This window comes from Kushneria indalinina DSM 14324 (genome assembly GCF_003385845.1).
GTDB classification, from domain to species: Bacteria; Pseudomonadota; Gammaproteobacteria; order Pseudomonadales; family Halomonadaceae; genus Kushneria; species Kushneria indalinina.
In genome coordinates this window covers 18962-44665 of the sequence record NZ_QRDJ01000011.1, presented here as the reverse complement: position 1 = coordinate 44665, position 25704 = coordinate 18962, and the positions used below count along the sequence as shown (strand labels likewise).

Genomic DNA, 25704 nt, shown 5'->3' with positions numbered 1-25704 from the left:
GCGATGGCGGCCCGAACGGCGGCGTACGCCGCCGTCGGAGCCGGATCAGGCCGCCTGACGGCGGCGTTCCATCATGGCCACGAAGCGATCAAACAGCGGGGAAACGTCATGTGGCCCGGGACTGGCTTCCGGATGTCCCTGAAAACTGAATGCCGGTGTATCGGTCAGCTCGATCCCCTGGAGGGTGTGATCAAACAGCGACCGATGGGTGGCGCGCACGTTGGCCGGCAGTGACGCCTCGTCAACGGCAAAGCCGTGGTTCTGACTGGTAATCATGACATGGCCGCCATCGATATCCAGCACCGGATGATTGGCACCATGGTGGCCCTGCTTCATCTTGACGGTTGTGGCACCGCTGGCCAGCGCCAGCAGCTGATGCCCCAGGCAGATGCCAAAGACCGGCGTATTGGTCGCCAGAATCTCCTGAATGGCCCGGATGGCATAATCACAGGGCTCCGGGTCGCCGGGGCCATTGGCCAGGAAAACACCGTCGGGATTCATCGCCAGCACCTCGCTGGCCGGTGTCTGGGGCGGTACCACGGTCAGACGACACCCCCGGCTGGTCAGCATGCGAAAGATGTTGTGCTTGGTGCCAAAGTCATAGGCCACCACATGCCAGGGGCGCTCGCGCTGGCGAAAATCGGCGTAGCCCTTGCTCAGCTGCCATTCACCATCATGCCATTCATGAATCTCGCGAGTGCCGGCCTCGCGGGCCAGATCCATGCCCTTGAGTCCCGGAAAAGCGTTGGCCGCCGCCAGCGCGCGTGCCACCGCCTCTTCGCCCTGGGCATCGGCGCCGGCAATAATGGCACCGTTTTGCGCGCCCTTGTCACGCAGCAGACGCGTCAGACGGCGGGTATCGATATCGGCAATGCCCAGAATGCCGTGGGCGGCGAGATAGTCGTCCAGTGCCCGCACGCTGCGGAAATTGCTGACCAGACGAGGGAGGTCGCGAATGACGAGACCGGCGGCATGAATGCGGTGGGATTCGACATCCTCTTCATTGATGCCGGTGTTGCCGATATGGGGATAGGTGAGCGTGACAATCTGGCGAGAGTAGGAAGGGTCGGTCAGGATCTCCTGATAGCCCGTCATGGCCGTATTAAAGACCACCTCGCCACTGGTTTCTCCGTCGGCGCCGATGGAGACGCCGTGAAATACGCTGCCATCCTCGAGCGCCAGAATCGCGGGTTTGATCAATGCAACGTCCTCCACAGGGCAAAAGAGACTGTCAGCGAAAGCGACATGCCACAACGCTGACCGCAAAACCGGCCGTTTGCCGACCCCGTCGACCATGCCCTTCCTGCGCGCCTGACGGTAAAGCGCGACCCCGGGCTGCAAAAAAGCGGGACGAAACCCTGAAGGGTTTCATCCCGCTTTTATTATCGCCATGGTCTGCGGGTTCGACCCGGCCAAATTGTGCCGATAATATCGGATTTCATCCCCGCATGCCATCACGCAATGATCACTGCCCTGCAGTGTCAGGCCGGGACTGCTTGAGTCCCAGCACATCCTGCATGTCGTAATGACCTGTCTGCTGATCCATAAGCCAGTGCGCCGCCCGTACCGCACCGCGACCAAACGTCAGCCGGCTGGAGGCCTTGTGGGTGATCTCGATCCGCTCACCTTCGGCGGCAAACAGCACGGTGTGCTCGCCCACGATATCGCCGCCGCGCACGGTGGAAAAGCCGATCTCGCGTGCACTGCGGGGCCCGATCTGGCCGACGCGCTGATAGACGCCATCGGCCTTCAGATCACGCCCCAGCGGCTGCGCTACGGCACGCCCCATCATCAGGGCCGTGCCCGAGGGCGCATCGACCTTGTGGCGGTGATGGGCCTCGATGATCTCGATATCAAAGCCGGCATCGCCCAGCGCCCGCGCCGCCGTGGCGAGCAGATTGAGCGAGAGATTGACGCCGGTACTCATGTTGGCGGCAAACACGAACGCCACTTTTGAGGCGTAGCCTTCAAGCGTTTTCAACTGCTCGTCATTGAACCCGGTTGTCCCGATCACGAGGCGCTTGTCGTGTTCGGCGCAGAAGGCCAGATTGTCGAGCGTCAGAGCCGGCGTGGTGAAATCGATCAGGACATCAAAATCATCGGCGATCTCCTCGAGACTGCCGGCAAGCACCACGCCCAGACGTCCCTGACCGGCCAGTTCACCGGCATCGGCCCCTTTCAACGAGCTGTCCGGGCGCACCACGGCACCGGTCAATCGAGCCGTGTCATCACCGCTGACCGCCTCGATCAGCATTTTGCCCATACGCCCTGCAGCGCCCATGATGGCAATTCGTGTCACACATCCCCCTGTTCGTTTCATGTTCATCGTTTGCCCACGCGCATATCTGCCACTATAACCCATCACAATACGCAACCGGACGGCCTCATGGCGGACAGACGCGCTCACTACTTTCTTTCTGCAGTCACGCTGGGTCTGTGGCTGGCGATGCTGCCCGGCTGTACCCGAGCCGGCGTCATCGACCCGGGCGGCCCGCCGGGCGGGTCAAGACCCGAGCAGCTCGAGTGGTGCGGCATGCTGGAGCTGCCGGACCGCATGCCCGACGGTCAGCCGCTGGGCGGCCTGTCGGAGCTGGCGTATGACCCGCAGGGCAACCTGTTATACCTGCTTTCCGATCGCGCCCGGCTCTATCGCGCCCGCCCCCATTTCGATGACCGCCAGCAGCTGAGTCGCCTTGAGCTGCTCGACTCGACGCCCCTGCAGGATCAGGAAGAAGAGCCGCTCGAGATGCCCTGGGCCGACAGTGAATCGATGGTGCTGATCGAGGGTGACAACGGAGAGCCGGAGCTTCTGATCGGTTTTGAGCGCCGCCACCGGCTGCAGCGCTTCACGCCTGAGGGCGCGCCGCTGGGCGAGGCCATCGTACCTTCGGCGCTGGAAGGTGCCCAATACAATGGAAGCCTGGAAGCGCTGGTCAACCATCCCGCCCACGGCATCATCGCCGGCCTGGAATTTGCATCAGAGGGGATGGCCGACAATGAAAGCCGCCTGTTCGATCTCGACGGCCACCAGTGGCGCTGGCAGCGCACTGGCAATGACAGCGGGCTGACGGCGATGGCCCCACTGGGGGAGGATCTTTTGATGCTGGAGCGCGACTTCAAGGTCGGTCGCCCCCTGATCATCTCGCTGCGCCGCGCCCGTATCACCGACGGGCCACACAACAGCGTGATCCCCGGCAATACCATCGCCCGCCTGCCCAGCGACGAGGGCTGGCGGCTGGACAATTTTGAAGGGCTAACCCGCATTGCGCCGCAGCGCTATCTGATGGTCAGCGATGACAACTTCAGCTGGCTGCAGCGCTCGCTGCTGGGATGTTTCGAGGTGCCTGACGACCCGGCCGCCGGCTCATGAGCTGGCGTATGCCAGTGACGGCTGCCAACAGTGGCCTTCAGACACTCCCTGCGTTTTCCGCCAGCAGCGCCTCAAAGGTCGTCACTTCACCACAGTGATCCGGAGCGTAGCCATTCAGCGCGGCCACTTCAGCCAGAAAGCCCTTTGACGCCATATAGGTCAGCAGCGCCTGCATGTTCTCCTGGGCCAGGCGCTCGGCCTGGCAGACCAGCAGGTAGTGCTCGGTCGCCAGCGGGACAAAATCCAGCCCGAACTGCGTGGCGGCTGCCTCCACCCCGAAACCGGCATCCGCCATCCCTGCTGCCACATAAGCCGCCACCGCCGTATGCGTAAACTCCTCGTGGCGCGCATCGGGAATATCGGTCTCGTTAATCCCATGCTCTGCCAGCAACAGATCGAACAGCATGCGGGTGCCGGAGCGCTCGTTGCGCGGGATGAATCGAATATCACCGCGTGCGAGATCCTTCATGGCGCGAATTCGGTCGCGATCCTCGTGACGCAGCATCAACCCCTGCCGACGGGTCACGAAGCGGATGACGTTCAGATTCTGTCCTGACAGATACGGGCGATAGACCGCCATGACCTGCTCGGCCAGCTGCGTCTGCACCGGCAGATGAAGGCTGGCCAGATCGCACTCGTCGCGACGCAGCGCCTCGAGCGCCTCCACGGAGGAGCAGTAGCGCAGGTCCAGCTCGCCCGGAAAATCCGGCAGAAGCGCCACGGCATAGCCATGACTGGCGTGCAGACGCAGCACGGGGTGCGCGCCGTCCAGCAGCTGCTGCAGCTGGTGGTTGAGCTCGGAGGCCATGCTGTCGATCTGAGGACCCAGTCGCGCCCGCACCCGCTGCTCCGCCCACAACAGTTTCTCCCCCAGCGGTGACAGCCGCGTGCCATGCCCGCGGCGCATTTCCACCAGCGCCATGCCGAAAAAGGCCTCGGCCCGATTAAGCAGATTCCAGGCGTGGCGATAGGAAATGTTCGCCCTGCTGGCGGCATGGGTCAGCTTGCCGGTTTCTCGCAGACCACCCAGCAGCACGAACAGCACCGGATCAAGCAGCTCGCCATCATCGCGATAAAAGCGCCATGTCGGGACGATGTTCAACTTTTTGCTAAGCATTTTCGTTCATATTTTGCCGCCGTATCGAGAGTGCTAGTTTGGTCCCGAAGGTGACCCTGACTTAAAGCAGTTATGAACAACGATTCCTATAAGACGATCGGATGAGCGCTGTCGCTTCAATCCTCCGACCTGATGAGATCCGGCCATGTCACAGACCCATTCCCCCGTCGCCGACGCCTGGACGCCGGCGCAACTGCAGGCAGTGATCGACGCCCACAGCAGGATGCCGGGCGCCATGCTACCGACACTGCACGCCATTCAGGACCGCTTCGGCTTCATCCCTGATGCCGCAGTGCCCATGATCGCCGAAGCGTTGCGTCATACCCGCGCCGAAGTTCACGGCATCATCAGCTTCTACCATCACTTTCGCACCCACCCCCCGGGGCGCAGCGTGATTCAGATCTGTCGCGCCGAGGCATGCCAATCGGTTGGCAGCCGCCAGCTCGAGGCCCACGCGCGAAAGGCCCTGGGCATCGATTATCACCAGACAACGCCGGATCACGAGTTCACGCTCGAGCCGGTCTACTGTCTGGGCAACTGCGCCTGTGGCCCCTCCGTTCGCGTCAATGACGACGTTTACGGGCGCATGAGCCCCGAGCAGTTCGATCAACTGACCGATGAGCTGTCGGCGACCGTCGTGGAGGTGAAGTGATGGCCATTACCCTGTATGTCCCGCGTGACACCACCGCCCGGGCACTGGGTGCCGACCGGGTCGCGGCCCGCATCGAGCGCGGCGCCCGTGCACGCGACGTGGCGCTCAACCTGGTACGCAACGGCTCCCGCGGACTGTTCTATCTGGAGCCGCTGATCGAGGTCGACACCCCCGAGGGGCGCGTCGCCTATGGCCCGGTCACGCCGGGCGATGTCGATGCCCTGATCGAGGCCGGACTGTTCGAGGGTCGCCAGGACCACGCGCTGTCACTGGGGCTGACCGAAGAGATCAAGTATCTCAAGCGCCAGCAGCGCCTGACCTTTTCGCGCATCGGCATCACCGATCCCGTATCGCTTGAGGACTACACCGCGCTGCGCGGCTTTGAAGGCCTGAAAAAGGCCTTGTCGCTGGACAGCCAGGCCGTTGTCGACGAGGTCAAGACCTCGGGGCTGCGCGGTCGCGGCGGAGCGGCCTTCCCGACCGGCATCAAGTGGCAGACCGTGCACGACCAGCCGCCGGGAGAGAAGTACGTAGTCTGCAATGCCGATGAGGGCGACTCCGGTACCTTTGCCGACCGTCTGGTGATGGAGTGCGACCCCTACATGCTGATCGAGGGCATGACCATTGCCGGTCTCGCCACGGGCGCCGATCAGGGCTACATCTATCTGCGCTCGGAATATCCGCTGGCTCACGACATTCTCGATGAGGCGATCGAGCGCGCCGTGGCCGCCGGCTATCTCGGCGACAACATTCTGGGCAGCGGTCGCACCTTTCATCTGGAGGTCCGCCTCGGCGCCGGTGCCTATATCTGTGGCGAGGAGACCTCATTGCTGGAGAGTCTTGAAGGCAAGCGCGGGCTGGTGCGTGCCAAGCCGCCGCTGCCCGCCATCGAGGGGCTGTTCGGCCGGCCCACCGTGGTCAACAACGTGCTGTCGCTGGCGGCCGTGCCCTTCATTCTCGACCAGGGCGGCCAGGCTTACGCCGACTACGGGCTGGGACGCTCGCGCGGAACGCTGGCCATCCAGCTGGCCGGCAACGTCAAGCGCGGCGGGCTGGTCGAGCTGGCCTTTGGCACCAGCCTGAGTGAGCTGATGGAAGGCTTTGGCGGCGGCACCCTGAGCGGGCGCCCGCTCAAGGCCGTCCAGGTCGGTGGCCCGCTGGGCGCCTACCTGCCACAAAGCCAGTGGGACAATCCGATCGACTACGAAGGCTTTGCCGCCTTCGGTGGCGTCGTGGGGCACGGCGGCGTGGTGATGTTCGACGACAGCGTCGACATGGGCGATCAGGCCCGCTTTGCCATGGAGTTCTGCAGCGTTGAATCCTGCGGCAAGTGCACGCCGTGCCGGATCGGCGCGGTGCGCGGCGTGGAGGTGATCGATCGCATCCGCGCCGGCGAGTCGGCTGACAAGAACCTCGTGTTGCTCACCGAGCTCTGCGAGACCATGGTCGATGGCTCCCTGTGCGCCATGGGCGGCATGGCGCCGTTCCCGGTCCAGAGCGTCATGCAGCATTTTCCCGATGATCTGACACCTCGACAGGCCGCAACGGCGGGAGGTACGACATGCTGAACCATTTTGATCCCAAAACCGAAAAAGCCAATCCCCAACAACCGAATGCCCAACAGTTCAATGCAGGACTGGGCGGCGTCGGTGAGTACCAGAACACCTTCAACCCGGCCTTTTTTGACCGCGACATGGGTACGCCGGCGCGCGTGTCCGAAACACCGGTCGAGCTGACCATCGACGGCACCGCGATTCGCGTGCCGGAGGGCACCTCGGTGATGCGTGCCGCAGCACTGGCCGGCATCACGATTCCCCGACTGTGCGCCTCGGACAATCTCGAGGCGTTCGGGTCCTGCCGACTCTGCGCGGTGGAAATCGAAGGCCGTCGCGGCATGCCGGCCTCGTGCACCACGCCGGTGGTTGAGGGCATGGCCGTCACCACGCAGAACGCCAAAATCGCGAAGCTGCGTCGCAACATCATGGAGCTCTACATCTCCGACCACCCGCTGGACTGTCTGACCTGTCCGGCCAACGGGGATTGCGAGCTGCAGGACATGGCCGGCGTCGTGGGGCTTCGCGAGGTGCGCTACGGCTTCGATGGCGCCAACCATCTCGACGCCGAGGTCGACGACTCCAACCCCTACTTCAGCTTTGACCCCAGCAAGTGCATCGTCTGCTCACGCTGCGTGCGCGCCTGCAACGAGGTGCAGGGCACCTTTGCCCTGACCATCGAGGGCCGCGGTTTTGATTCGAAAGTGGCCGCCAGCCAGAACGAGCCGTTCATGGATTCGGAGTGCGTCTCCTGCGGCGCCTGCGTACAGGCCTGCCCGACATCGACGCTGATGGAGAAAAGCGTCATCGAGGAGGGCGTACCCGAGCACAGCGTGGTGACCACCTGCGCCTACTGCGGCGTGGGCTGCTCGTTCGAGGCACAGATGAAGGGCGACAAGCTGGTGCGCATGGTGCCGTACAAGGGCGGTGACGCCAACCACGGCCACTCCTGCGTCAAGGGCCGCTTCGCCTTTGGCTACGCCACCCACAAGGATCGCATTCGCGAGCCGATGATTCGCGACTCGATCGACCAGCCCTGGCGTGCCGTCTCCTGGGAAGAAGCCATCAGCTTTGCCGCACGGCGCCTCAGGGAAATTCAGACGCAGTACGGTCGTGACAGCGTTGGCGGCATTACCTCGTCGCGCTGCACCAACGAAGAGACCTACCTAGTCCAGAAACTGGTCCGCGCGGCGTTCGGCAACAACAATACCGACACCTGCGCCCGCGTCTGTCATTCGCCCACCGGCTACGGTCTCAAGACCACGCTGGGCGAGTCCGCCGGCACCCAGACGTTTGACTCGGTCATGAAGGCGGACACCATTCTGGTGATCGGTGCCAACCCCACCGATGCCCACCCGGTGTTTGCCTCCCAGATGAAGCGCCGGCTGCGCCAGGGCGCCACGCTGATCGTTGCCGACCCGCGCCGCATCGACCTGCTCAGCACGCCTCACGGCGGCAAGGGCCTGCACCTGGCGCTCAAGCCCGGTACCAACGTGGCGCTGGTCAACGCGCTGGGCCATGTGGTGGTCACAGAAGGGCTCGAGGACACCGACTTCATCGCCCGGCGCTGTGACACCGAGGGCTATCAGCGCTGGCGCGCGTTCATCTCCGATGCGCGCCACGCGCCGGAAGCCGTGGAAGCCGAGACCGGCGTGCCTGCTCAGGCGGTTCGCGATGCCGCGCGCGCCTATGCCAGTGCCGGCAACGGCGCGATCTATTACGGGCTGGGCGTCACCGAGCACAGCCAGGGCTCGACCACGGTCATGGCGATCGCCAACCTGGCGATGGCGACCGGCAACATCGGTCGTGAAGGCGTCGGGGTCAACCCGCTGCGCGGACAGAACAACGTGCAGGGCTCCTGCGACATGGGCTCGTTCCCGCACGAGCTGCCGGGGTACCAGCATGTCTCCGACCCCGAGATCCGCCAGCGTTTTGAAACCGTGTGGAACGCCAAACTCGACGACGAGCCGGGTCTGCGTATTCCCAACATGTTCGACGCTGCCATCAACGGCACCTTCAAGGCGCTCTATGTGCAGGGCGAGGACATCGCGCAGTCCGACCCCAATACGCAGCACGTCGAATCGGCGCTGTCGGCGCTGGACTGTCTGATCGTGCAGGACATCTTCCTCAACGAGACGGCGAAATACGCCCATGTGCTGTTGCCGGGCGCCACCTTCCTCGAGAAGAACGGTACCTTCACCAACGCCGAACGGCGTATCAACCGCGTGCGCCGGGTCATGCCGCCGGTGGCCGGCAAGGAGGACTGGGAGGTCACGCAGGATCTTGCCAACGCACTGGGTTATCCCATGAACTACAGCCATCCTTCCGAAATCATGGACGAGGTGGCCAGTCTGACGCCGACCTTTACCGGGGTGAGCTACGACAAGCTCGAACAGCTCGGCAGCATTCAGTGGCCCTGCAATGACGATTACCCGCTCGGCACACCCACCATGCATGGCGTGGACTTCCCGATCGGCAAGGGGCACTTTGCCATCACCGAGTACGTGGCCACCGAAGAAAAGGTCAACGCACGCTATCCGCTGCTTTTGACCACCGGACGCATTCTCAGCCAGTACAATGTTGGCGCGCAGACACGACGTACCGCCAACAGCAGCTGGCATTCGGAAGACGTGCTGGAGATCCACCCGGCAGATGCCGAGGATCGCGGCCTGCGTGACGGTGACTGGCTCGGCATTCGCAGCCGGGTGGGTCATACGGTGCTGCGCTGTCTGGTCAGCGATCGCATGGCGCCGGGCGTGGTCTACACCACCTTCCACCATCCGGGCAGCGGTGCCAACGTGATCACGACCGACAACTCCGACTGGGCCACCAACTGTCCCGAGTACAAGGTGACGGCGGTGCAGGTCGAGAAGGTCTCGCAGCCCTCGTCGTGGCAACAGCAGTTCCAGCGCTTCGACGAACGTCAGCAGCGCTACCTGGCCGATGCCGATGCCCCGGAACCGGCGCTCAAATGAGCGCCGGTTGTCATGACCTTACCCGGACCACGAGGTTGCCATGAACGATTCCATAACGCCGCTGATCAAAATGGTCAATCAGATCAGCCTCAATAACCGTCATCATGACAGCGATGAGGCGGCGGCCGAGCAGATTGCCGGCCATCTCAAGAAGTTCTGGGCCCGCGACATGAAACGCCAGATCATCGACTATGCCGACAATGACGGCAGCGAGCTGGACCCGGTCGCCCGCCTGGCCGTGGCACGACTCAAGACCCTGTCGGGCGTGGTGAGAGACTGGGAGGAGACCTCCGACGCGGGGTAATACAAACGCCCTGCCACCCTGTCGTGGCATCACGAAGGGCCCCGTTCGCAGTGTGCGAACGGGGCCCTTTTTTATGCCCGCGCCGCCCCGGGGTGTATCCGACTCGAGTGCGCCGCCCAGGTGCCCGGATGCGGTTTTGCCCGCGGCGTGCGATTTCTATCCGGCACCGCTCGACGGTGTGTTTGAAACCTCGCATAATGCCGAAAAATGCAAATGATAAACCTTATCATCAATCGACATGACGCTCTCCGGTACCGCACTGGTGACGAGTGTCTCCCTCTCTGGCCATGACAACCATCATGAAACGACATCTGCTGTTTACCGCTGCTGTAGCGCTTGCCCTGCTCTCCTGCCTCGCTCAGGCACGAGAAGTGACCGTCACCGATGTCGCAGGCCGCCAGGTCGAGATCGACACGCCGGTCAAACGCATGATTCTGGGTGAAGGGCGCCAGATCTATCTGCTGAGCGTGCTGCAGCCACAGACGCCATTCGAGGGTGTGGTGGGCTGGCGCGAGGATCTGGCCCAGGCCGACCCCGAGACCTATGCCGCTTATGCCGAGCAGTTTCCCGAGGTGAAGGAGATTCCAACCTTTGGCGGTTTCAAGGACGGCACCTTTGATGTCGAGCAGGCAGCAGCCCTGAGACCCGACGTGGTTTTCATGAACATCGAGGCCAGGACGGCCACCGAGGATGCCGGCTATGAAGACAAGCTCGCGGCACTGGGCATTCCTATCGTTTATGTCGACTTTCGTGAAGATCCCATCAAGCACACCTCGGCCTCGATCCGACTGATGGGCCAGCTTCTGGACAAGAGTGATGAGGCAGAGCGCTTCATCGAGTTTTCCGACGAGCAGATGGCGCGCGTCACCGACGTGATTGAACAGGCCAACCCTGAACGTCCACGCGTGTTCATCGATCGCGCCGGCGGCTATTCTGATGACTGCTGCATGAGCTTTGGCCCGCACAATTTCGGCGAATACGTCGACATCGCCGGTGGGCAGAACATTGCCGACGACATCATCCCCACCACCTTTGGCACCCTCAACCCCGAACAGATCATCGCCTCCAATCCGGAGCAGATGGTGGTGACCGGCGGTGACTGGGAAGCCTATGTGCCCGGCGGTGCCTGGGTCGGTGTCGGACCGGGCACCGACATGAATGAGGCCCGGCGCAAGCTTGAGGCCCTGACGCATCGCACCGCCATGACCGGCATCGATGCGGTCAAGCAGGACCAGGTGCATGCCATCTGGCATCAGTTCTACAACAGCCCCTACTACTTTGTCGCCATCCAGCAGCTGGCCAAATGGTTCCACCCCGAGCTTTTCGAGGATCTGGACCCTGACGCCACCCTGCGCGAGCTTCATGAGCGCTTTTTGCCACTGAGCTATCAGCCGGGGTACTGGGTATCGCTTGAGGCGGGTCATGAGTAAGCCAACGGCCGCCATGACCTCCCCCGAACAGGGGCGCACCTTCTATCGCGCCATGGTTCTGCGCCGGCAGCTGATCCTGATCGGCCTCCTTGTCGCGCTGTTTCTGAGCTTTTGCGTTGATCTGGCGCTGGGGCCGGCCCGCTATGACCTGAGCCAGGTGCTGAGCGCCCTGCTGACCCCGGGCTCGGTCAGCGAGCAGGTCAGCGTCATCGTCTGGCAGATCCGCATGCCGGTGGCACTGATGGCGATCGTGGTCGGCGCCAGCCTGTCGATTGCCGGGGCGCAGATGCAGACCATCCTGAGCAATCCACTGGCGAGTCCCTTTACACTGGGCATTTCAGCCGGCGCCGGGTTCGGTGCCGCCCTGGCGCTGGCCTTTGGCGTCTCGATCGTGCCGGCCGCGGTGGATTACATCGTGCCGATCAATGCCTTTCTGGTCGCCATGCTGACGGCACTGATGATTCATCTGCTGAGCATGCGCCGGGGCGTGACGATTGAAACCATCGTCCTGCTGGGCATTGCCATGGTGTTTATCTTCAATGCCCTCATGGCGCTGATCCAGTTCTTTGCCAGCCAGCAGGCCCTGTCGGCCGTGGTGTTCTGGACCATGGGCAGCCTGACCAAGGCGACCTGGCCCAAGTTCTGGGTGGCGCTCACGGTGCTGGCGATTGCGATTCCGCTGCTGGCCCGCCATGGCTGGGCGCTGACCGCCATGCGGCTGGGCGATGCCAAGGCCGAGAGCATGGGCGTGCGCCCGCGACGGTTGCGGCTTCAGGTGTTGATGCTGGTATCGCTGCTGGCGTCAGTATCGGTGGCCTTTGTCGGCACGATCGGCTTTATCGGACTGGTGGGTCCGCATATTGCGCGGATGCTGGTAGGCGAGGACCAACGCTTCTTTTTGCCGGCTTCGGCCCTGTGCGGCGCCCTGATCCTGTCGGTAGGCTCGGTGATTTCCAAGATGCTGATCCCGGGCACGGTGATCCCCATCGGGATTATCACCTCGCTGGTGGGCATCCCATTTTTCCTCTTTCTTGTTCTCAACCAGAAGAAATCGACATGGTAAGCCTGACGCTGGAACAGGTCACCGCCCATTACGGCAAGCGCGAAGTGCTTTCAAGCATTACCACGCCGACGCTGTCGGGCGGTCAGGTGGTGGCGCTGCTGGGCCCCAACGCCGCGGGCAAGTCAACGCTGTTTCGACGCATCCTGGGGCTTTTGTCCGGAGCAGGACACGTTCGAATTGCCGGGACACACGCCGAGCGCCCGGTGGCCTACATGCCGCAGGAAACCCGCATTGATGCGGTGTTAAGCGTCTATGAAAGCGTGCTGCTGGCGCGCATGCAGGGCCGGCGCCTCAAGGTGCAGCCCGAGGATCTCGCCCAGGTGGATGCGGCACTCGATGAGTTGAACCTGCAGCATCTGGCGCAGCGCGATATCGGCGATCTCAGCGGTGGCCAGCGTCAGCTGGTCAGCGCCGCCCAGGCGCTGGTACAGGCGCCGGACATCCTGCTGCTCGATGAGCCGACCTCTGCACTCGACCTGCATCGCCAGATCGGCCTTTTGAGCGTGCTTCGCCGGCTGGCCGAACAGCGCCAGATGCTGATCATCGTGGCCCTGCATGATCTGGGGCACGCCCTGCGCTTTTCCGATCAGGCCATCGTGCTGGCCGGGGGTGCCCTGAAGGCGTGTGGCCCGACGCGGGCGGTGGTCACGGCAGAACTCCTGCGGGAGGTCTATCAGGTCGAAGGACGGATCGAAACCTGTTCAAGAGGCACACCGCTGCTGGTGGTCGAAACCGCCCTTTGATGCGCGACATCCAAAGGCCCCGGCTTATTTCAACACTTCCAGCCTGACCGGTACCACGCCGCTGCGGATCATGCCGATCCGCTCGGCCGCGGCGCGGGAGAGATCGATCACGCGACCGCCAGTAAAGGGGCCCCGATCGTTGATGCGCACAACGGCCTGACGCTGATTGTTCAGGTTGGTCACCCGCACCCGGGTGCCGAAGGCCAGTGTCCGGTGGGCTGCCGTCATGGCACTTCTGTCATAGCGCTCACCGCTGGCGGTTCGCGCGCCCTGATGCTGATCGCTGTAATAGGAGGCCTTGCCTGACGAGGTCGCCCCGGGCGTATCGGACAGCTGGCTGCCGGCGCATCCGGCCAGTCCGAGCAGACACACCAGCATCAGAAATCGCCATCCTCTTGATCGGCAAACTGCCTTCGTTGACACCATCGATATGACCCCGTGACCTGTATAAAAAAACGCACCGCAGTCTATCAGAGCTGCGGTGCGTTGTTGGCAAGGCTCACCGGGTTATGTCAGTGGCCCTTCACTTCGATATCGACCTGAATATTGCCGCGTGTGGCCTTGGAGTAGGGGCACATCTCGTGGGCCTGTGCGATCAGCTTTTCCGCCTCGTCCTGAGGCAGGGCAACCTCTGCCGTCAGCTTGACCGTCAGATTGTAGTCATGATTTTCAGAGTCCAGCGCGACGTGAGCCGCGACCGGAATATCATCAAGCTTGTGCCCCTGCTGGCGCGCCACACCCATGGCGGCGCTGGCAAAACAGGCGGCATAGCCGGCCGCAAAGAGCTGCTCCGGATTGGTTGCATCAGTACCGCTGCCCGGCATGGCAAGATCGACATCGAGAATGCCGTCATCACTTCTGGCGTGTCCCTTGCGCCCGCCGGAAACGTTGACCGTGGTTTCATACATGACTGCCATGATGCTCTCCCTGTCGTGAAAACCTGTGGCAAGCGTAGCTGATGTCTCCTCACTACGCCTCCCCCTGCGTGTGGCCATAAAAAAACCCTGCCGGTTGGCAGGGTCCTGATATCGATGCGAGCGCTTACGGACGCATGTCATCGAAAAACTTTTTCACGCCGTCAAACCAGCGGCTTTTACGCGGCGAATGACGCGTGTCCGTGCCGTCCAGGCTTTCCTGGAACTGGCGCAGCAGCTGCTTTTGCTCTTCGTCGAGATTGATGGGCGTTTCCAGCACTACCTTGCACATCAGATCGCCCGGCGCGCCGCCGCGTACCGGCTTGACGCCCTTGCCGCGCAGCCGGAAGAGCTTGCCGGTCTGGGTCTCGGGCGGAATGCGCAGCTTGACGCGGCCTTCAAGCGTTGGCACTTCCAGCTCACCACCGAGTGTGGCATCCACGAAGTTGATGGGCACTTCACAGTAGAGATCGCGCCCGTCACGCTCGAAAATGGCGTGGGTCTTGATGGCCACCTGGACATACAGATCGCCTGCGGGGCCACCGTTGACGCCGGCTTCACCTTCACCGTTAAGGCGAATGCGGTCGCCGGTATCCACGCCGGCCGGGATCTTGACCGACAGGGTGCGCGTTTCCTGAATGCGGCCTTCGCCATGGCACTTGCGGCACGGCGTATCAACGCTTTGCCCCTGACCATGACAGGTCGGGCAGGGCTGCTGCACGGCAAAGAAGCCCTGCTGCATGCGAACCTGGCCCATGCCGTTACAGGTCGAACAGGTGCGCTTGCTGGTACCGGGCTCGGCGCAGTCCCCGTGACAGCGATCGCACTCTACAAGACGCGGTACGCGAATATCGACGGTCGTGCCGGCAACGGCCTCTTCCAGGTCGATCTCCAGGTTGTAGCGCAGGTCACTGCCGCGAGCGGCACCACCCGGACCACGACGCCCGCCGGCGCCGCCGAAGATGTCACCAAAGACATCGCCGAAGATATCGCTGAAGCCACCTGCGCCACCGGCACCGCCGAAGCCGCCGCCACCAAAGCCACCGCCCTGACCATCAACGCCGGCATGGCCGAACTGGTCGTAGGCGGCCCGCTTTTCGCTGTCGGCCAGGACTTCATAGGCGTCAGAGACCTCGCGAAACTTTTCGGCGGCAGTCTCATCGTCCGGATTGCGATCAGGATGATATTTCTGTGCCAGCCGGCGATAGGCCTTCTTTATTTCCTTGTCGTCGGCGCCGCGCTCGACGCCGAGGACCTCATAATAGTCGCGCTTGGACATGGTGTAACGGATCCTCCGAAGTCTGACACCTGCAAAAACAACGCGGGAGCAAGGCCCCCGCGTTGGACAGATCAGGCGTTAAAAGCCTTACTGCTTTTTCTGGTCGTCGTTGACTTCTTCGTAGTCCGCATCGACCACATCATCGCCGCTCTTCTGCTCGCCTTCCGACTGCTCGCCCTGGGCCTGTTCGCCCTGTTCGGCGTACATCTTCTGCGCCAGGTTGCCGGACGCTTCGGTCAGGGCATCCAGTTTCGGCTGGATCTGCTCCTGATCGTCAGTCTTGAGCGCTTCCTCGAGCTCGGAGATGGCGGTCTCGATGCTCTGACGATCTTCGTCAGTGGCCTTGTCACCGGCTTCTTCCAGCGTCTTGCGAGAAGCGTGGATCATGCCGTCAGCCTGGTTGCGCAGCTGCACGAGCTCTTCGAACTTCTTGTCCTCGGCCTCATGCGCCTCGGCGTCCTGCACCATCTGATCGATCTCTTCATCGGAGAGACCACCGGAGGACTTGATGACGATCGACTGTTCCTTGCCGGTCGCCTTGTCCTTCGCGGTGATGTTCAGGATACCGTTGGCGTCGAGATCGAAGGCGACCTCGATCTGCGGTACACCGCGCGGTGCCGGCGGAATGTCGGCCAGATCGAAGCGACCCAGTGACTTGTTCTGTGCCGCCTGCTTGCGCTCACCCTGCAGTGCATGGATGGTCACTGCCGTCTGATTGTCCTCGGCCGTGGAGAAGGTCTGAGTCTTCTTGGTCGGGATCGTGGTGTTTTTCTCGATCAGCGGCGTCATGACACCACCCATCGTTTCGATGCCCAGCGTCAGCGGCGTGACGTCGAGCAGCAGCACGTCCTTGACGTCACCGCCCAGTACGCCGCCCTGAAGCGCGGCACCCATGGCGACGGCTTCGTCAGGGTTGACGTCCTTGCGAGCGTCCTGACCAAAGAATTCGGCAACCTTTTGCTGAACCATCGGCATGCGCGTCTGGCCACCGACCAGGATGACATCCTGAATCTCGCTGTTGGAGAGACCGGCATCCTGCATGGCCGTCTTGCACGGGCCGAGCGAGCGCTGAACCAGATCTTCGACCAGCGACTCGAGCTTGGCGCGTGTGACCTTGACCGCCAGGTGCTTGGGACCGGTCTGGTCTGCCGTGACATAGGGCAGGTTGACTTCGGTCTGCTGCGCGGAGGACAGCTCGATCTTGGCCTTCTCGGCGGCTTCCTTCAGACGCTGCATGGCGAGCGAATCACCCGACAGGTCGATACCGGAATCGGCCTTGAACTGCTGGACAAGATAGTCAATCAGCTTGAGGTCAAAGTCTTCGCCGCCAAGGAAGGTGTCACCATTGGTGGCAAGCACTTCGAACTGCTTTTCACCATCGACATCAGCCACTTCGATGATGGAGATATCGAAGGTACCGCCGCCCAGGTCATAAACCGCGATGGTACGGTCGCCACCCTTGCTGTCCATGCCGTAGGCCAGCGCGGCTGCCGTCGGCTCGTTGATGATGCGCTTGACTTCAAGCCCGGCGATACGACCGGCATCCTTGGTGGCCTGACGCTGAGAGTCGTTGAAGTAGGCCGGTACGGTGATGACCGCTTCGGTCACTTCTTCACCGAGATAGTCCTCGGCGGTCTTTTTCATCTTCTTCAGGACTTCGGCGCTGACCTGCGGCGGCGCCATCTTGTTGTCGTTGACCTGGACCCAGGCATCACCGTTGTCGGCTTCGATGATGCTGTAGGGCACCATCTTGATGTCCTTTTGAACAACGTCATCCTTGAACTTGCGGCCGATCAGACGCTTGACCGCATACAGGGTGTTGTTCGGGTTGGTCACGGCCTGGCGCTTGGCCGCCTGACCGACCAGTGTTTCGCCGTCATCGGTATAGCCGATGATGGAAGGCGTCGTGCGTGCGCCTTCAGCGTTTTCGATTACGCGGGTCTTGTCGCCATCAAGCACAGCCACACAGGAGTTGGTTGTGCCAAGGTCGATACCAATAATGCGTCCCATAGTGTCACCTCGAAAAATCTTCTGAACCAAAAATGCTTTCGATGCGCAGCGAGTGCTGCGTGGATGTCTGCCTATGTGTGGGCATTACGTCGCTTTTCAAGACCCCACACGACTCATTGTCGACAAAACATCCGTGGCCGGGTATCAGGCCTGCTTGCTCACCACCACCATGGCCGGACGTACCAGACGGCCGTTGAGCGTATAACCCTTCTGCATGACCTCCATGACCGTATTGGGATCCATCTCCGGATTGGCCACCTGAGTCATGGCTTCATGATACTGGGGATCAAAGGGTTCGCCGTGCGGATCGATCTGCTCGACGCCAAACTTCGAGAGCACATCGAGCTGCATTTTCAGCGTCATCGACACCCCTTCACGGTGGGTTTCGCTGACATCCTCGCTCATGCTCTCAAGACCCTTTTCAAGGCTGTCCACGACCGGCAGCAGCTCCTTGACGAACTTTTCCAGCGCGAACTTTTTCGCCTTGTCGGCATCCTGCTCGGCGCGACGGCGGGCGTTTTGCGCCTCGGCCGCGGCGCGGACCTGCTGGTCCTTTGCCTCGGCCAGCTCTTGTTCAAGCTCGGCGACACGGCCGGCCAGAACATCGGCTTCCTGGTCGCTCGGGCTCAGCGTTTCCTCATCGTCTGCCTGCAGTACACCTTCGATATCCTCGAGGGTATTCGTGTTATCGGCGTCAAACGGTTGCGGCTCGCCCTCGCGCTCGGCGCGCTCGAGCTCTTCATCCTTCGGATTATGCGGCTTGTTGGTCATACCCCACTCCTGACTCGCTGTGTCTGCCTTTCAAGTTGTGCCGCTCATTGTGCGCGGGCAGTACGCAACCGACTGTCAGTGCGTCATCCTGTAGAGCGACATTGATGCTGAAAACTGTTTACCCAGATGGGGGATCCGGGTCGCGATCTCAAGGCGTAGGGACGATGAAATTACCAATTCGGGGTATTGAAGCTCGATCAGAGCCGCTGTATAAAAACACACTCACTGTATATAAAATCAGTCCCTAATCCACAAACCCAGTCATCTGCGCCAACGCACACGGGAGTGGCCATGCTGTCTCAGCTATCCATCAGTAACTACGCCATCGTTGAACATCTGGAACTGGATTTCCGGGATGGCATGACGGCCATTACCGGCGAAACCGGGGCCGGCAAGTCCATTCTTCTGGATGCCCTGTCGCTTTGCCTGGGAGAAAGAGCCGATGCCGGCAGCGTACGCCATGGCGCATCACGAGCCGACCTGGCCGTACGCTTTGATATCGAAGGGCTGCCGGATGCGCGTGCCTGGCTTGCCGAGCGCGATCTGGACGACACGGAATGCCTGCTGCGCCGCTCGGTCACTGCCAATGGCCGCTCCAGGGCCTGGATCAACGGCGTGCCGGCCACGCTTGCCGATCTCAAGGCACTGAGCGAACACCTGATCGATATCCATGGCCAGCATGCCCACCAGACCCTGATGCGCGAGGAAACACACCTGCGCCTTCTGGATGACTTTGCCGGCCACAGCGATAAGGTCGAACAGCTCACACAGATCTATCGCCAGTGGCAGCAGGCCAGTCGTCGCCTGAAAGCAGCTCGTGAAAATGGTGACGAGCAGCAGGCTCGCTGTCAGCTGCTGCGTTATCAGGTAGAAGAACTCGATGCGCTGGCCCTGGGCGAGGAAGAGCTTTCAGCGCTGGAGGAGGAGCAGACTCGCCTGGCCAATGCAGAAGAGCTCATCACCCAGGCACAGTTTGCCGCCGACTGCTGCGATGATGACGAAAGCGGTGCCCTGAACCAACTGAACCAGGCACGGCAGCGTCTGGAGCAGCTGCCCGGCAGCGACAGCGGCGCACTGGCCAATATCCTGAGCATGCTGAATGATGCCTGCATTCAGCTGCAGGAAGCCGGTTATGAGCTGCATCGCTATGTCAGTAGCACCGAACTTGATCCTGATCGCCTGATGACGGTCGAGTCCCGACTGGCGGAAATTCATCGTATCGCTCGCAAGCACCATGTCATGCCCGAGGAAGTCCCGGCGCTGCATCAACGTCTGCAGGCAGAACTTTCCGAGCTACAGGACGGCGGAGAAGACATGGAGACGCTGGTAGAAGCCACGGAAACGGCGCGCAATGCCTGGCGCGAGCTGGCTCACCGGATCTCCGAGCAGCGTATGGAGGCGGCACGCCGCATGGGCGAGGAAGTCCAGTCCCAGCTGGCGTTTCTGGGCATGGAAAAGGCCGACTTTACCGTCGATATCACGCGCCGCGACACCGCTCAGCCAGAGGGCATGGACCGGGTCGGTTTTCTGATCAGTGCCAACCCCGGCCAACCGGCCCGGGCATTGACCCGCGTAGCGTCAGGCGGCGAGCTGTCTCGTGTGAGCCTGGCCATTCAGGTGGTGGCCGCACAACATAGCACCATCCCGACGCTGGTCTTTGATGAAGTCGACGTGGGCATTTCAGGCGCCACGGCAGAGATCGTCGGCCAACTGCTGCGCCAGCTGGGCAGCCACGGTCAGATTCTTTGCGTTACCCATCTACCTCAGGTGGCGGCTCAGGGGCATCAACATCTGCATATCGAGAAGCAGGCGGATGAGCAAACCACCCATACCACCATGGCACTGCTCGACGAGGGGGGGCGTGTACGGGAGCTGGCCCGCATGCTGGGGGGCGTGCATCTTTCAGAGCGTACGCTGGCCCATGCCCGGGAAATGCTGGATGTCAGCCAGCGATCGGCCCACTAGCCGGAATCTTCTACGTGCCAACGTTAAAACGCCGCGAATATTCGCGGCGTTTTCATGATCACCCCTGCCTGCGCACTTCTGATCAACGGCGGTTGCCGCCATCCTGTCGCGTAGCGCTGGATCCCTTGGGTCGCACATACAGTACCAGAGCGTGATCGACCAGCTCGTAGCCACGCTCTTCTGCAAGCTCACGCTGACGACGCTCGATATCGCGATCAAAGAATTCGACGACTTCCCCCGTCTCCAGGCACAGCATGTGATCGTGATGCTCTTCCTGAGACATCTCGAATACGGCATGGCCGCCGTCAAAGTTATGACGTACCACCAGTCCTGCGGACTCAAACTGAGTCAGCACACGATAAACAGTGGCCAGACCGACGTCTTCACCGGAATCCAGCAGCGCCTTGTAGACGTCTTCAGCGCTCATGTGCAGATCCTCTTCTCGGGTTGCCTCGAGGATCTGAAGGATTTTTACGCGAGGCAGGGTCACCTTGAGCCCCGCTTTGCGTAACTCCTGATTTCTATCGGCCATGGTAGCTCTTCGCAGTCTCTGGATGTATCGGGTATGATCGATCAAGGCAAACGATAGGGAAAGTCCCAGGCAAATGCAAAACACGCTCAAGATTATAATTTTTTCTTTTTTGGTCAGCCTGTTAGCAGCATGCGTCTACAAGCGCGACCTGCCACAGGGCAATCTAATCACCCCCGATATGGTGTCGCAACTACAGCCCGGCATGAGCCGTCAGCAGGTTGTACAGGTCATGGGAAGTCCCTTGATGTACAACGCCTTTGACGATGCAAGCTGGAACTATGTCTATCGGCTGAAGGATGCTGACGACAATATCACTGAAAAGCAGGTTTCGCTTGTCTTTAATGGCAATCAACTGGCAGATATTCAGACGGCCGGTGATATTGGCGCAACGCCCAGAATCCAGCAGCGTGATGCCCCCGCCTCTGCTGCATCCGCCGGGCCGGGAGAGGTCGTATCGCCGATGGGCAGTCCCGCATCAAACCCCGAAGGCGGCTCCGCCGATCCAACCCTGTAGGTTGTCGGAAAAGCAGCCTGCATTCAAACCTTTCGTCGGGCCCGGGCCCGACGAGCCTGCTTTGGATCAACATGAAGCGGCCTGTAAATCTCGATGCGCTCGCCCTGATGCACCACCCGATCGGCAGGCGATTTGACATGCTCTCCGAAGATTCCAAGCTCCAGCTCGTCAGCGGGCATGTTCATCAGCTCGTCTACTCGTCGGCAAAGACCTGATGCTTCAAGGGCTGCCAGTACCGTGGTTCCCTGCGGCACGGTAACAGCTTCCAGATACTGCTTCTCCGGCCTCGCCCAGGCGACCTCACAGGTAATACCTTCCTCTTCCTGTATCAACGTTCGTACACCCTGTCCGCACGTTCGATAAAGGCATCGACCAGCTGGCCGGCCAACTGGTTGAAAAGACGCCCAAAGGCCATGCCCAGCAGGCGGCTGGAAAATTCAAATTCCAGATGCAGCTCGACCCGACAGGAACGGTCATCAAGTGCTACAAACTTCCAGTAGCCCTCAAAGCGCTTGAATGGCCCACTCGCCAGCGACAGGTCGATACGATCAAAGGGCTTGAGAGCATTATGAGTACGAAAGGTCTGCTCGATGCCTCCCTTGCCAAGGGTTAATTCCCCTATCAGGTGATCCTCTCCCCTTTCTACCGTACGCGCGTTACGACAGTTGGGAAGAAACTCGGGGTAACGCTCGAAATCATTCACCAGCTCAAACATCTGCCGGTCGGTATGACGCACCATCGCGGAGCGATCAACGGTGGGCATGCCCTTCTCCCATGACGCAGGTACGCTCAGCGCGTACCATGGTTGACGTTTGTTCACACATGCTTGAATGATATCACGCCTCCCCCCATTTTAAGGTGAGCACGCGCATGTGATGCATTGCATGATTTCTATAGTCAAGGAGATGACATTTCGATGGGCAAGAAGAAACATCAGCCCTCCGGCAATCTGATTGCCCAGAACCGAAAGGCGCGCCATGAGTACCATATCGAAGAGAGCTTTGAGGCAGGGCTCTCGCTATCAGGGTGGGAAGTCAAGAGTCTGCGCGCAGGCAAGGCCCAGTTAACGGATACCTATATTCTGGTACGCCGTGGCGAGGCTTGGCTCATGGGCGCCCATTTTACGCCCTTGAATACCACCAGTACGCATGAGGTAGTCGACCCTGCCCGAACACGTAAGCTGCTGCTGCATCGAAAGGAAATTGCCAAAATCTTTTCACGCACGCAGGACAAGGGACATACCTGTGTGCCGCTGAGGCTTTACTGGAAAGGACATCTGGTCAAGTGCGAGCTGGCCCTGGTAGTGGGCAAGCAAAAGCATGACAAGCGCGAAACCGAAAAGAAACGGGACTGGGAGCGACAAAAGGCTCGTGTCGTGCGTGAGCAGCGTTAGTTCTGAAGCCTGCTCATACAGTAGCCACCAGTAGCCACCAGTAGCCACGAAAAATCGAAATTTGCCATGATTGGCGCCAGCACTGATTGTTGCTATAATCTTTCAGTGATCTGGGGGCGTTATGGATTCGACGCTGGTTGCAGATCCTGAGGTGCATGCCGAGAGCGTAACGTATCTCGTAAATACCACGTTACTCTAAAATAGTCGCAAACGACGAAAACTATGCTCAAGAGGGCGCGCTGGCAGCTTAAACCCTGCTGGTAACCTTCTTACCCCGAAGCGATGTGCCTGTTCATCGTAACGGGGCTACGAGCTACAGCTGACAGGATCGTGGTTGGCTTTGTTCTCGCGTCAACCGCTAAACATTAGAGAGCCCGCTGCATCGGATCCTGCTCGTCGGAGCCGATGCGGTTGAACCAAAAGACGAACCTAAGCATGTAGAGCTGATGGACGAGTGCCGGCGGACGGGGGTTCAACTCCCCCCGCCTCCACCAAACATAAAAAAGCCGCTGATTTTCAGCGGCTTTTTTATTTTGTAAGTCGTTGCTGATCGCACAGCCAATAGCCACTGACAACTTCCACATAAAACTTAATGCTATCGGCCCTGCAAGAGAAATTCTTATAATTTAATTGGCGATAAAAATATCCTTATATTAAAAAGTGCTCTTCAGGTTGAAATAATGCATCTAAACTTGCCTGAGTCTTTCAAGAAAGATTAAACACTTTTTCCAGCTAAGCTTATGACCACACCTGACTGCCGTTTCCGATGGCACTGACCGTCACTTTGCGCGTTCCAGCCTACCTGTCAGGCCGGACTGCACGATTTAATGTCGTGGATCATTGCAGCTATTTTTTTAATTACCCTGGTTGGCGGCGGTAATTATGCAGAAAGTAACAAAAGATACATTAAGTGACTTTCAGAATCACTTCGGCACATCTCGGTAATGAGCACGCTGCCAACATTACGCTATCGCAGCTAATAACTATCGGAATGATGTTTTCCATGGATGGCGCCATATCATTTTTCGGATCAAACTGAAAAATTGTACGAATACCTTCATACACGGTTCAGCGAGCTTTTAATTATTCGTTAACCGGCAAGGTTGCTCATGGCCAAAACAGGACATCATCCGATACATCAGCCTGATTTGAAGGGCAGCTGTATCGCAGGGTATCCAAGAATGAAGGAGGGCATATGCCCAGGGCCGTAAAAAACCTGTTTGCCGACTCGCTGACGGCTGAATCGGAGCCTCAAATGAAGAAGCAGGACAGCAGGGCTGTCGATGTGGAGAAGAAGGACCACATCGGTGAATACCTGCGCCTGGCGCGTCGCAGCATCATGAATGTCCTTCCCGACAAGTGGCATACGGCACTTCGCTATCGACGGGTGTTCGGCGAATTTCCCGATCTTGAAAATCCGCGCACCTTTAATGAGAAAATCTGCTATCGCAAGATCAATCCTCAGCCCATCTATTCCGTTCTGAGCGACAAGATCGCAGCACGTGATTATGTTGCGCATACCATCGGCGAACAGTACCTGGTCCCCTGTTATGCGATAGAGTCCGAACCGACACCGGCCACCTATTCAACACTGCCGGAAAGCTTCGTCATGAAAGCCAATCATGGCTTTGGATATAACCTGCTTGTACGTGACAAGGCCGACCATCCGTTTCCTCAGATCTACAACCTGGGACGGCACTGGCTGGGACAGGACTTCTATGATGTCTGCCGGGAAGCACACTACCGCGAGATCAAGCCCTGCCTGATCTTCGAAAAGCTGCTGCTGGACGATCTTGGCAACATCCCCAAGGACTTCAAGTTCCATTGCTTCCAACGCGAAGGCGAGGACCCGGTCGTTTATATTGAAGTGACTCACGACCGTTTTACCAACTACAAGGTCGATTTTTACGATCAGGACTGGGAACTCGTGGAAGTCCGTCGACCCGAAGTCAGCACCGGGCAGGCCATGCCTCGACCACAGCAGCTTGATGAAGCCCTTGATCTGGCGATCAAGCTTGCCAACGGCTTCTCTTATGTACGCGTGGACTTCTATCTGGTAGGCGACGCCATCTATTTTGGCGAAATGACCTTTACACCTACTGCCGGACTGACAAAGTTCAAGGATCGCGAAACCGATCGTCAGTGGGGCGCCTTGTTCGACGTTTAAAGCTGTTGTCTCGACCCGGCAATCATTCGATCGCCGGGTCGATATCTACTCTCCCTGTTTTGTACCAGAATCCAGCGGCATTCGAAGATCACGCTGCCACCTGCGCACCTTGAGCCGTTGACGACGCTTGCCCAACTGCTGGGTACCGATCGTTTCAGGAACAAGACTCAGTCTCTTGTCATCGTCATATTTCATGTTGAACCGCCGGCTGGCGCCTATTGGGCTTGTTTCGGCACCAAAAATCATGATTAGACGAATTTCAACGCTACTGAAGCCCTCTTTTCCGGTCGGATGACAGCTTTCGTCGACACTGATGCCATGCTCACTGGCAACCTTTTGCAACAGTGTCCGGAAGGTGCCTGCATTCATGTATTCACCGGATCCCAATGGGCCCTGACGCGTCACCTGACGCAGCTCCTTCATGTCTACGTCGCTACCGCTCTCTCCCTGCTCATCTACCGTATCGGTAACGTCCGTGACGTATTGACCATCGCTGGTTTCGAGCTTGACGATAATACTGTCGACGAAAACGGCAGACTGACTCATGTTACTGACGATGCAACGAGAATCGATGCCACGCCCATAACCATGATTGATAATGATCTGGGGACGTCGCTGCATGCGAAAGTTGTGCAAAAGAAGCTGTAGATAGACACCCCATATCAACAGCATTCCAACACTGGTCAGACCACTAAAGACCGTGGCGTTTTCCTGTATCCAGTCCCATAGATTACTTAAAAAATAGATCACTACCGCCCCCTGAAAAGTATGCGCCCGGATACCGCCCCAACCCATCCACCGAGGCGTACTTTCTGTCATCACAAGCATGGCTGAAAAAGCGCCGCTCTGCCTGAGCATACCCTTCTATCGACCAATAGATGTCTGAACCCATTACATCGCCAACTATAGTACCTGATAGGCGACCGTTTCCCGGTAGCCAACCACATGAAGC

Annotated in this window: 24 protein-coding genes and 1 other RNA gene; 13 read left to right on the top strand and 12 right to left on the bottom strand. The window is 60.0% G+C overall.

The genetic code is table 11. The features are described 5' to 3' along the window. Positions 1 to 45: 45 nt before the first annotated feature. Together carA and dapB are read right to left on the bottom strand one after the other, a co-directional pair. On the bottom strand, positions 46 to 1200 hold the full coding sequence (gene carA / locus C8D72_RS16520; protein ID WP_211308879.1) for a glutamine-hydrolyzing carbamoyl-phosphate synthase small subunit: 1155 nt from the start codon (positions 1198 to 1200) through the stop codon (positions 46 to 48). Positions 1201 to 1465: 265 nt separating this feature from the next. Next, positions 1466 to 2299: a 4-hydroxy-tetrahydrodipicolinate reductase gene (gene dapB, locus C8D72_RS16515; protein WP_115855562.1), complete on the bottom strand. Its 834-nt coding sequence runs from the start codon at positions 2297 to 2299 to the stop codon at positions 1466 to 1468. 87 nt (positions 2300 to 2386) lie between these two features. Here dapB and C8D72_RS16510 point away from each other — a divergent pair, with 87 nt between their 5' ends. Next, positions 2387 to 3370, top strand: coding sequence for an esterase-like activity of phytase family protein (locus C8D72_RS16510; protein WP_115855561.1), 984 nt, complete (start codon positions 2387 to 2389; stop codon positions 3368 to 3370). Positions 3371 to 3407: 37 nt separating this feature from the next. On the opposite strand, the gene C8D72_RS16505 is transcribed toward C8D72_RS16510, so the two are convergent. Continuing rightward, positions 3408 to 4487, bottom strand: coding sequence for a substrate-binding domain-containing protein (locus C8D72_RS16505; protein ID WP_115855560.1), 1080 nt, complete (start codon positions 4485 to 4487; stop codon positions 3408 to 3410). Between the two features lie 145 nt (positions 4488 to 4632). On the opposite strand from C8D72_RS16505, the gene C8D72_RS16500 reads away from it, so the two are divergent. From C8D72_RS16500 to C8D72_RS16470, 7 genes are all read left to right on the top strand, one after another. Further along, positions 4633 to 5139 (top strand): formate dehydrogenase subunit gamma, encoded by a 507-nt coding sequence (locus tag C8D72_RS16500; protein WP_115855559.1) that lies wholly within the window; start codon positions 4633 to 4635, stop codon positions 5137 to 5139. Next, positions 5139 to 6707: a formate dehydrogenase beta subunit gene (locus C8D72_RS16495; RefSeq protein ID WP_115855558.1), complete on the top strand. Its 1569-nt coding sequence runs from the start codon at positions 5139 to 5141 to the stop codon at positions 6705 to 6707. The genes C8D72_RS16500 and C8D72_RS16495 overlap by 1 nt, the downstream gene beginning before the upstream one ends. Positions 6708 to 6832: 125 nt before the next feature. Then, complete coding sequence (fdhF, locus tag C8D72_RS16490) at positions 6833 to 9667, top strand: formate dehydrogenase subunit alpha (protein ID WP_245955316.1); 2835 nt, start codon at positions 6833 to 6835, stop codon at positions 9665 to 9667. Between the two features lie 40 nt (positions 9668 to 9707). Beyond that, positions 9708 to 9971 carry a formate dehydrogenase subunit delta gene (locus tag C8D72_RS16485; RefSeq protein ID WP_115855556.1) on the top strand — a complete coding sequence of 88 codons (264 nt, stop codon included), beginning with the start codon at positions 9708 to 9710 and terminating at the stop codon, positions 9969 to 9971. A gap of 299 nt (positions 9972 to 10270) precedes the next feature. Beyond that, entirely contained in the window at positions 10271 to 11401 is a 1131-nt protein-coding gene (locus C8D72_RS16480; RefSeq protein WP_245955314.1) for an ABC transporter substrate-binding protein, read from the top strand. Continuing rightward, complete coding sequence (locus C8D72_RS16475) at positions 11394 to 12464, top strand: FecCD family ABC transporter permease (RefSeq protein ID WP_115855554.1); 1071 nt, start codon at positions 11394 to 11396, stop codon at positions 12462 to 12464. The genes C8D72_RS16480 and C8D72_RS16475 overlap by 8 nt, the downstream gene beginning before the upstream one ends. After that, positions 12458 to 13207 carry an ABC transporter ATP-binding protein gene (locus C8D72_RS16470; RefSeq protein ID WP_115855553.1) on the top strand — a complete coding sequence of 250 codons (750 nt, stop codon included), beginning with the start codon at positions 12458 to 12460 and terminating at the stop codon, positions 13205 to 13207. Before C8D72_RS16475 ends, C8D72_RS16470 begins: the two co-directional genes overlap by 7 nt. A gap of 24 nt (positions 13208 to 13231) precedes the next feature. On the opposite strand, the gene C8D72_RS16465 is transcribed toward C8D72_RS16470, so the two are convergent. The 5 genes from C8D72_RS16465 to grpE all read right to left on the bottom strand — a co-directional run bounded on the left by C8D72_RS16465 (position 13232) and on the right by grpE (position 18181). Beyond that, positions 13232 to 13585 carry a septal ring lytic transglycosylase RlpA family protein gene (locus C8D72_RS16465; protein WP_115855552.1) on the bottom strand — a complete coding sequence of 118 codons (354 nt, stop codon included), beginning with the start codon at positions 13583 to 13585 and terminating at the stop codon, positions 13232 to 13234. 134 nt (positions 13586 to 13719) lie between these two features. Then, positions 13720 to 14124 (bottom strand): Ohr family peroxiredoxin, encoded by a 405-nt coding sequence (locus C8D72_RS16460; protein ID WP_115855551.1) that lies wholly within the window; start codon positions 14122 to 14124, stop codon positions 13720 to 13722. Positions 14125 to 14248: 124 nt separating this feature from the next. After that, positions 14249 to 15400, bottom strand: coding sequence for a molecular chaperone DnaJ (gene dnaJ, locus C8D72_RS16455; protein WP_115855550.1), 1152 nt, complete (start codon positions 15398 to 15400; stop codon positions 14249 to 14251). Between the two features lie 87 nt (positions 15401 to 15487). Next, entirely contained in the window at positions 15488 to 17410 is a 1923-nt protein-coding gene (gene dnaK / locus C8D72_RS16450) for a molecular chaperone DnaK (protein WP_115855549.1), read from the bottom strand. Positions 17411 to 17554: 144 nt separating this feature from the next. Next, entirely contained in the window at positions 17555 to 18181 is a 627-nt protein-coding gene (gene grpE, locus C8D72_RS16445) for a nucleotide exchange factor GrpE (protein ID WP_115855548.1), read from the bottom strand. A 291-nt stretch (positions 18182 to 18472) separates the two neighbouring features. Here grpE and recN point away from each other — a divergent pair, with 291 nt between their 5' ends. Beyond that, positions 18473 to 20146, top strand: a complete 1674-nt coding sequence (recN, locus tag C8D72_RS16440; protein WP_115855547.1) for a DNA repair protein RecN — start codon at positions 18473 to 18475, stop codon at positions 20144 to 20146. 82 nt (positions 20147 to 20228) lie between these two features. Here recN and fur read toward each other — a convergent pair whose 3' ends face one another. Then, positions 20229 to 20678, bottom strand: a complete 450-nt coding sequence (gene fur / locus C8D72_RS16435) for a ferric iron uptake transcriptional regulator (RefSeq protein WP_090136096.1) — start codon at positions 20676 to 20678, stop codon at positions 20229 to 20231. Positions 20679 to 20751: 73 nt separating this feature from the next. Here fur and C8D72_RS16430 point away from each other — a divergent pair, with 73 nt between their 5' ends. Further along, entirely contained in the window at positions 20752 to 21192 is a 441-nt protein-coding gene (locus tag C8D72_RS16430) for an outer membrane protein assembly factor BamE (RefSeq protein ID WP_115855546.1), read from the top strand. Positions 21193 to 21215: 23 nt separating this feature from the next. Here C8D72_RS16430 and C8D72_RS16425 read toward each other — a convergent pair whose 3' ends face one another. Continuing rightward, positions 21216 to 21524, bottom strand: a complete 309-nt coding sequence (locus tag C8D72_RS16425; RefSeq protein WP_245955313.1) for an RnfH family protein — start codon at positions 21522 to 21524, stop codon at positions 21216 to 21218. Continuing rightward, the gene (locus C8D72_RS16420; RefSeq protein WP_115855545.1) at positions 21521 to 21955 is read right to left on the bottom strand and encodes a type II toxin-antitoxin system RatA family toxin; all 435 of its coding nucleotides are present in this window, start codon (positions 21953 to 21955) and stop codon (positions 21521 to 21523) included. The genes C8D72_RS16425 and C8D72_RS16420 overlap by 4 nt, the downstream gene beginning before the upstream one ends. 153 nt (positions 21956 to 22108) lie before the next feature. Here C8D72_RS16420 and smpB point away from each other — a divergent pair, with 153 nt between their 5' ends. The 3 genes from smpB (at position 22109) to C8D72_RS16405 (ending at position 24752) form a co-directional block, all read left to right on the top strand. Further along, a complete protein-coding gene (smpB, locus tag C8D72_RS16415; RefSeq protein ID WP_115855544.1) occupies positions 22109 to 22585 on the top strand; it encodes an SsrA-binding protein SmpB in 477 nt (158 codons plus the stop codon). A gap of 112 nt (positions 22586 to 22697) precedes the next feature. Further along, positions 22698 to 23079, top strand: a transfer-messenger RNA (tmRNA) gene (ssrA, locus tag C8D72_RS16410). Between the two features lie 701 nt (positions 23080 to 23780). Then, a complete protein-coding gene (locus C8D72_RS16405) occupies positions 23781 to 24752 on the top strand; it encodes an ATP-grasp fold amidoligase family protein (protein WP_115855543.1) in 972 nt (323 codons plus the stop codon). Between the two features lie 45 nt (positions 24753 to 24797). Here C8D72_RS16405 and C8D72_RS16400 read toward each other — a convergent pair whose 3' ends face one another. Further along, positions 24798 to 25610 (bottom strand): hypothetical protein, encoded by an 813-nt coding sequence (locus tag C8D72_RS16400; RefSeq protein ID WP_115855542.1) that lies wholly within the window; start codon positions 25608 to 25610, stop codon positions 24798 to 24800. Positions 25611 to 25704: the final 94 nt, after the last annotated feature.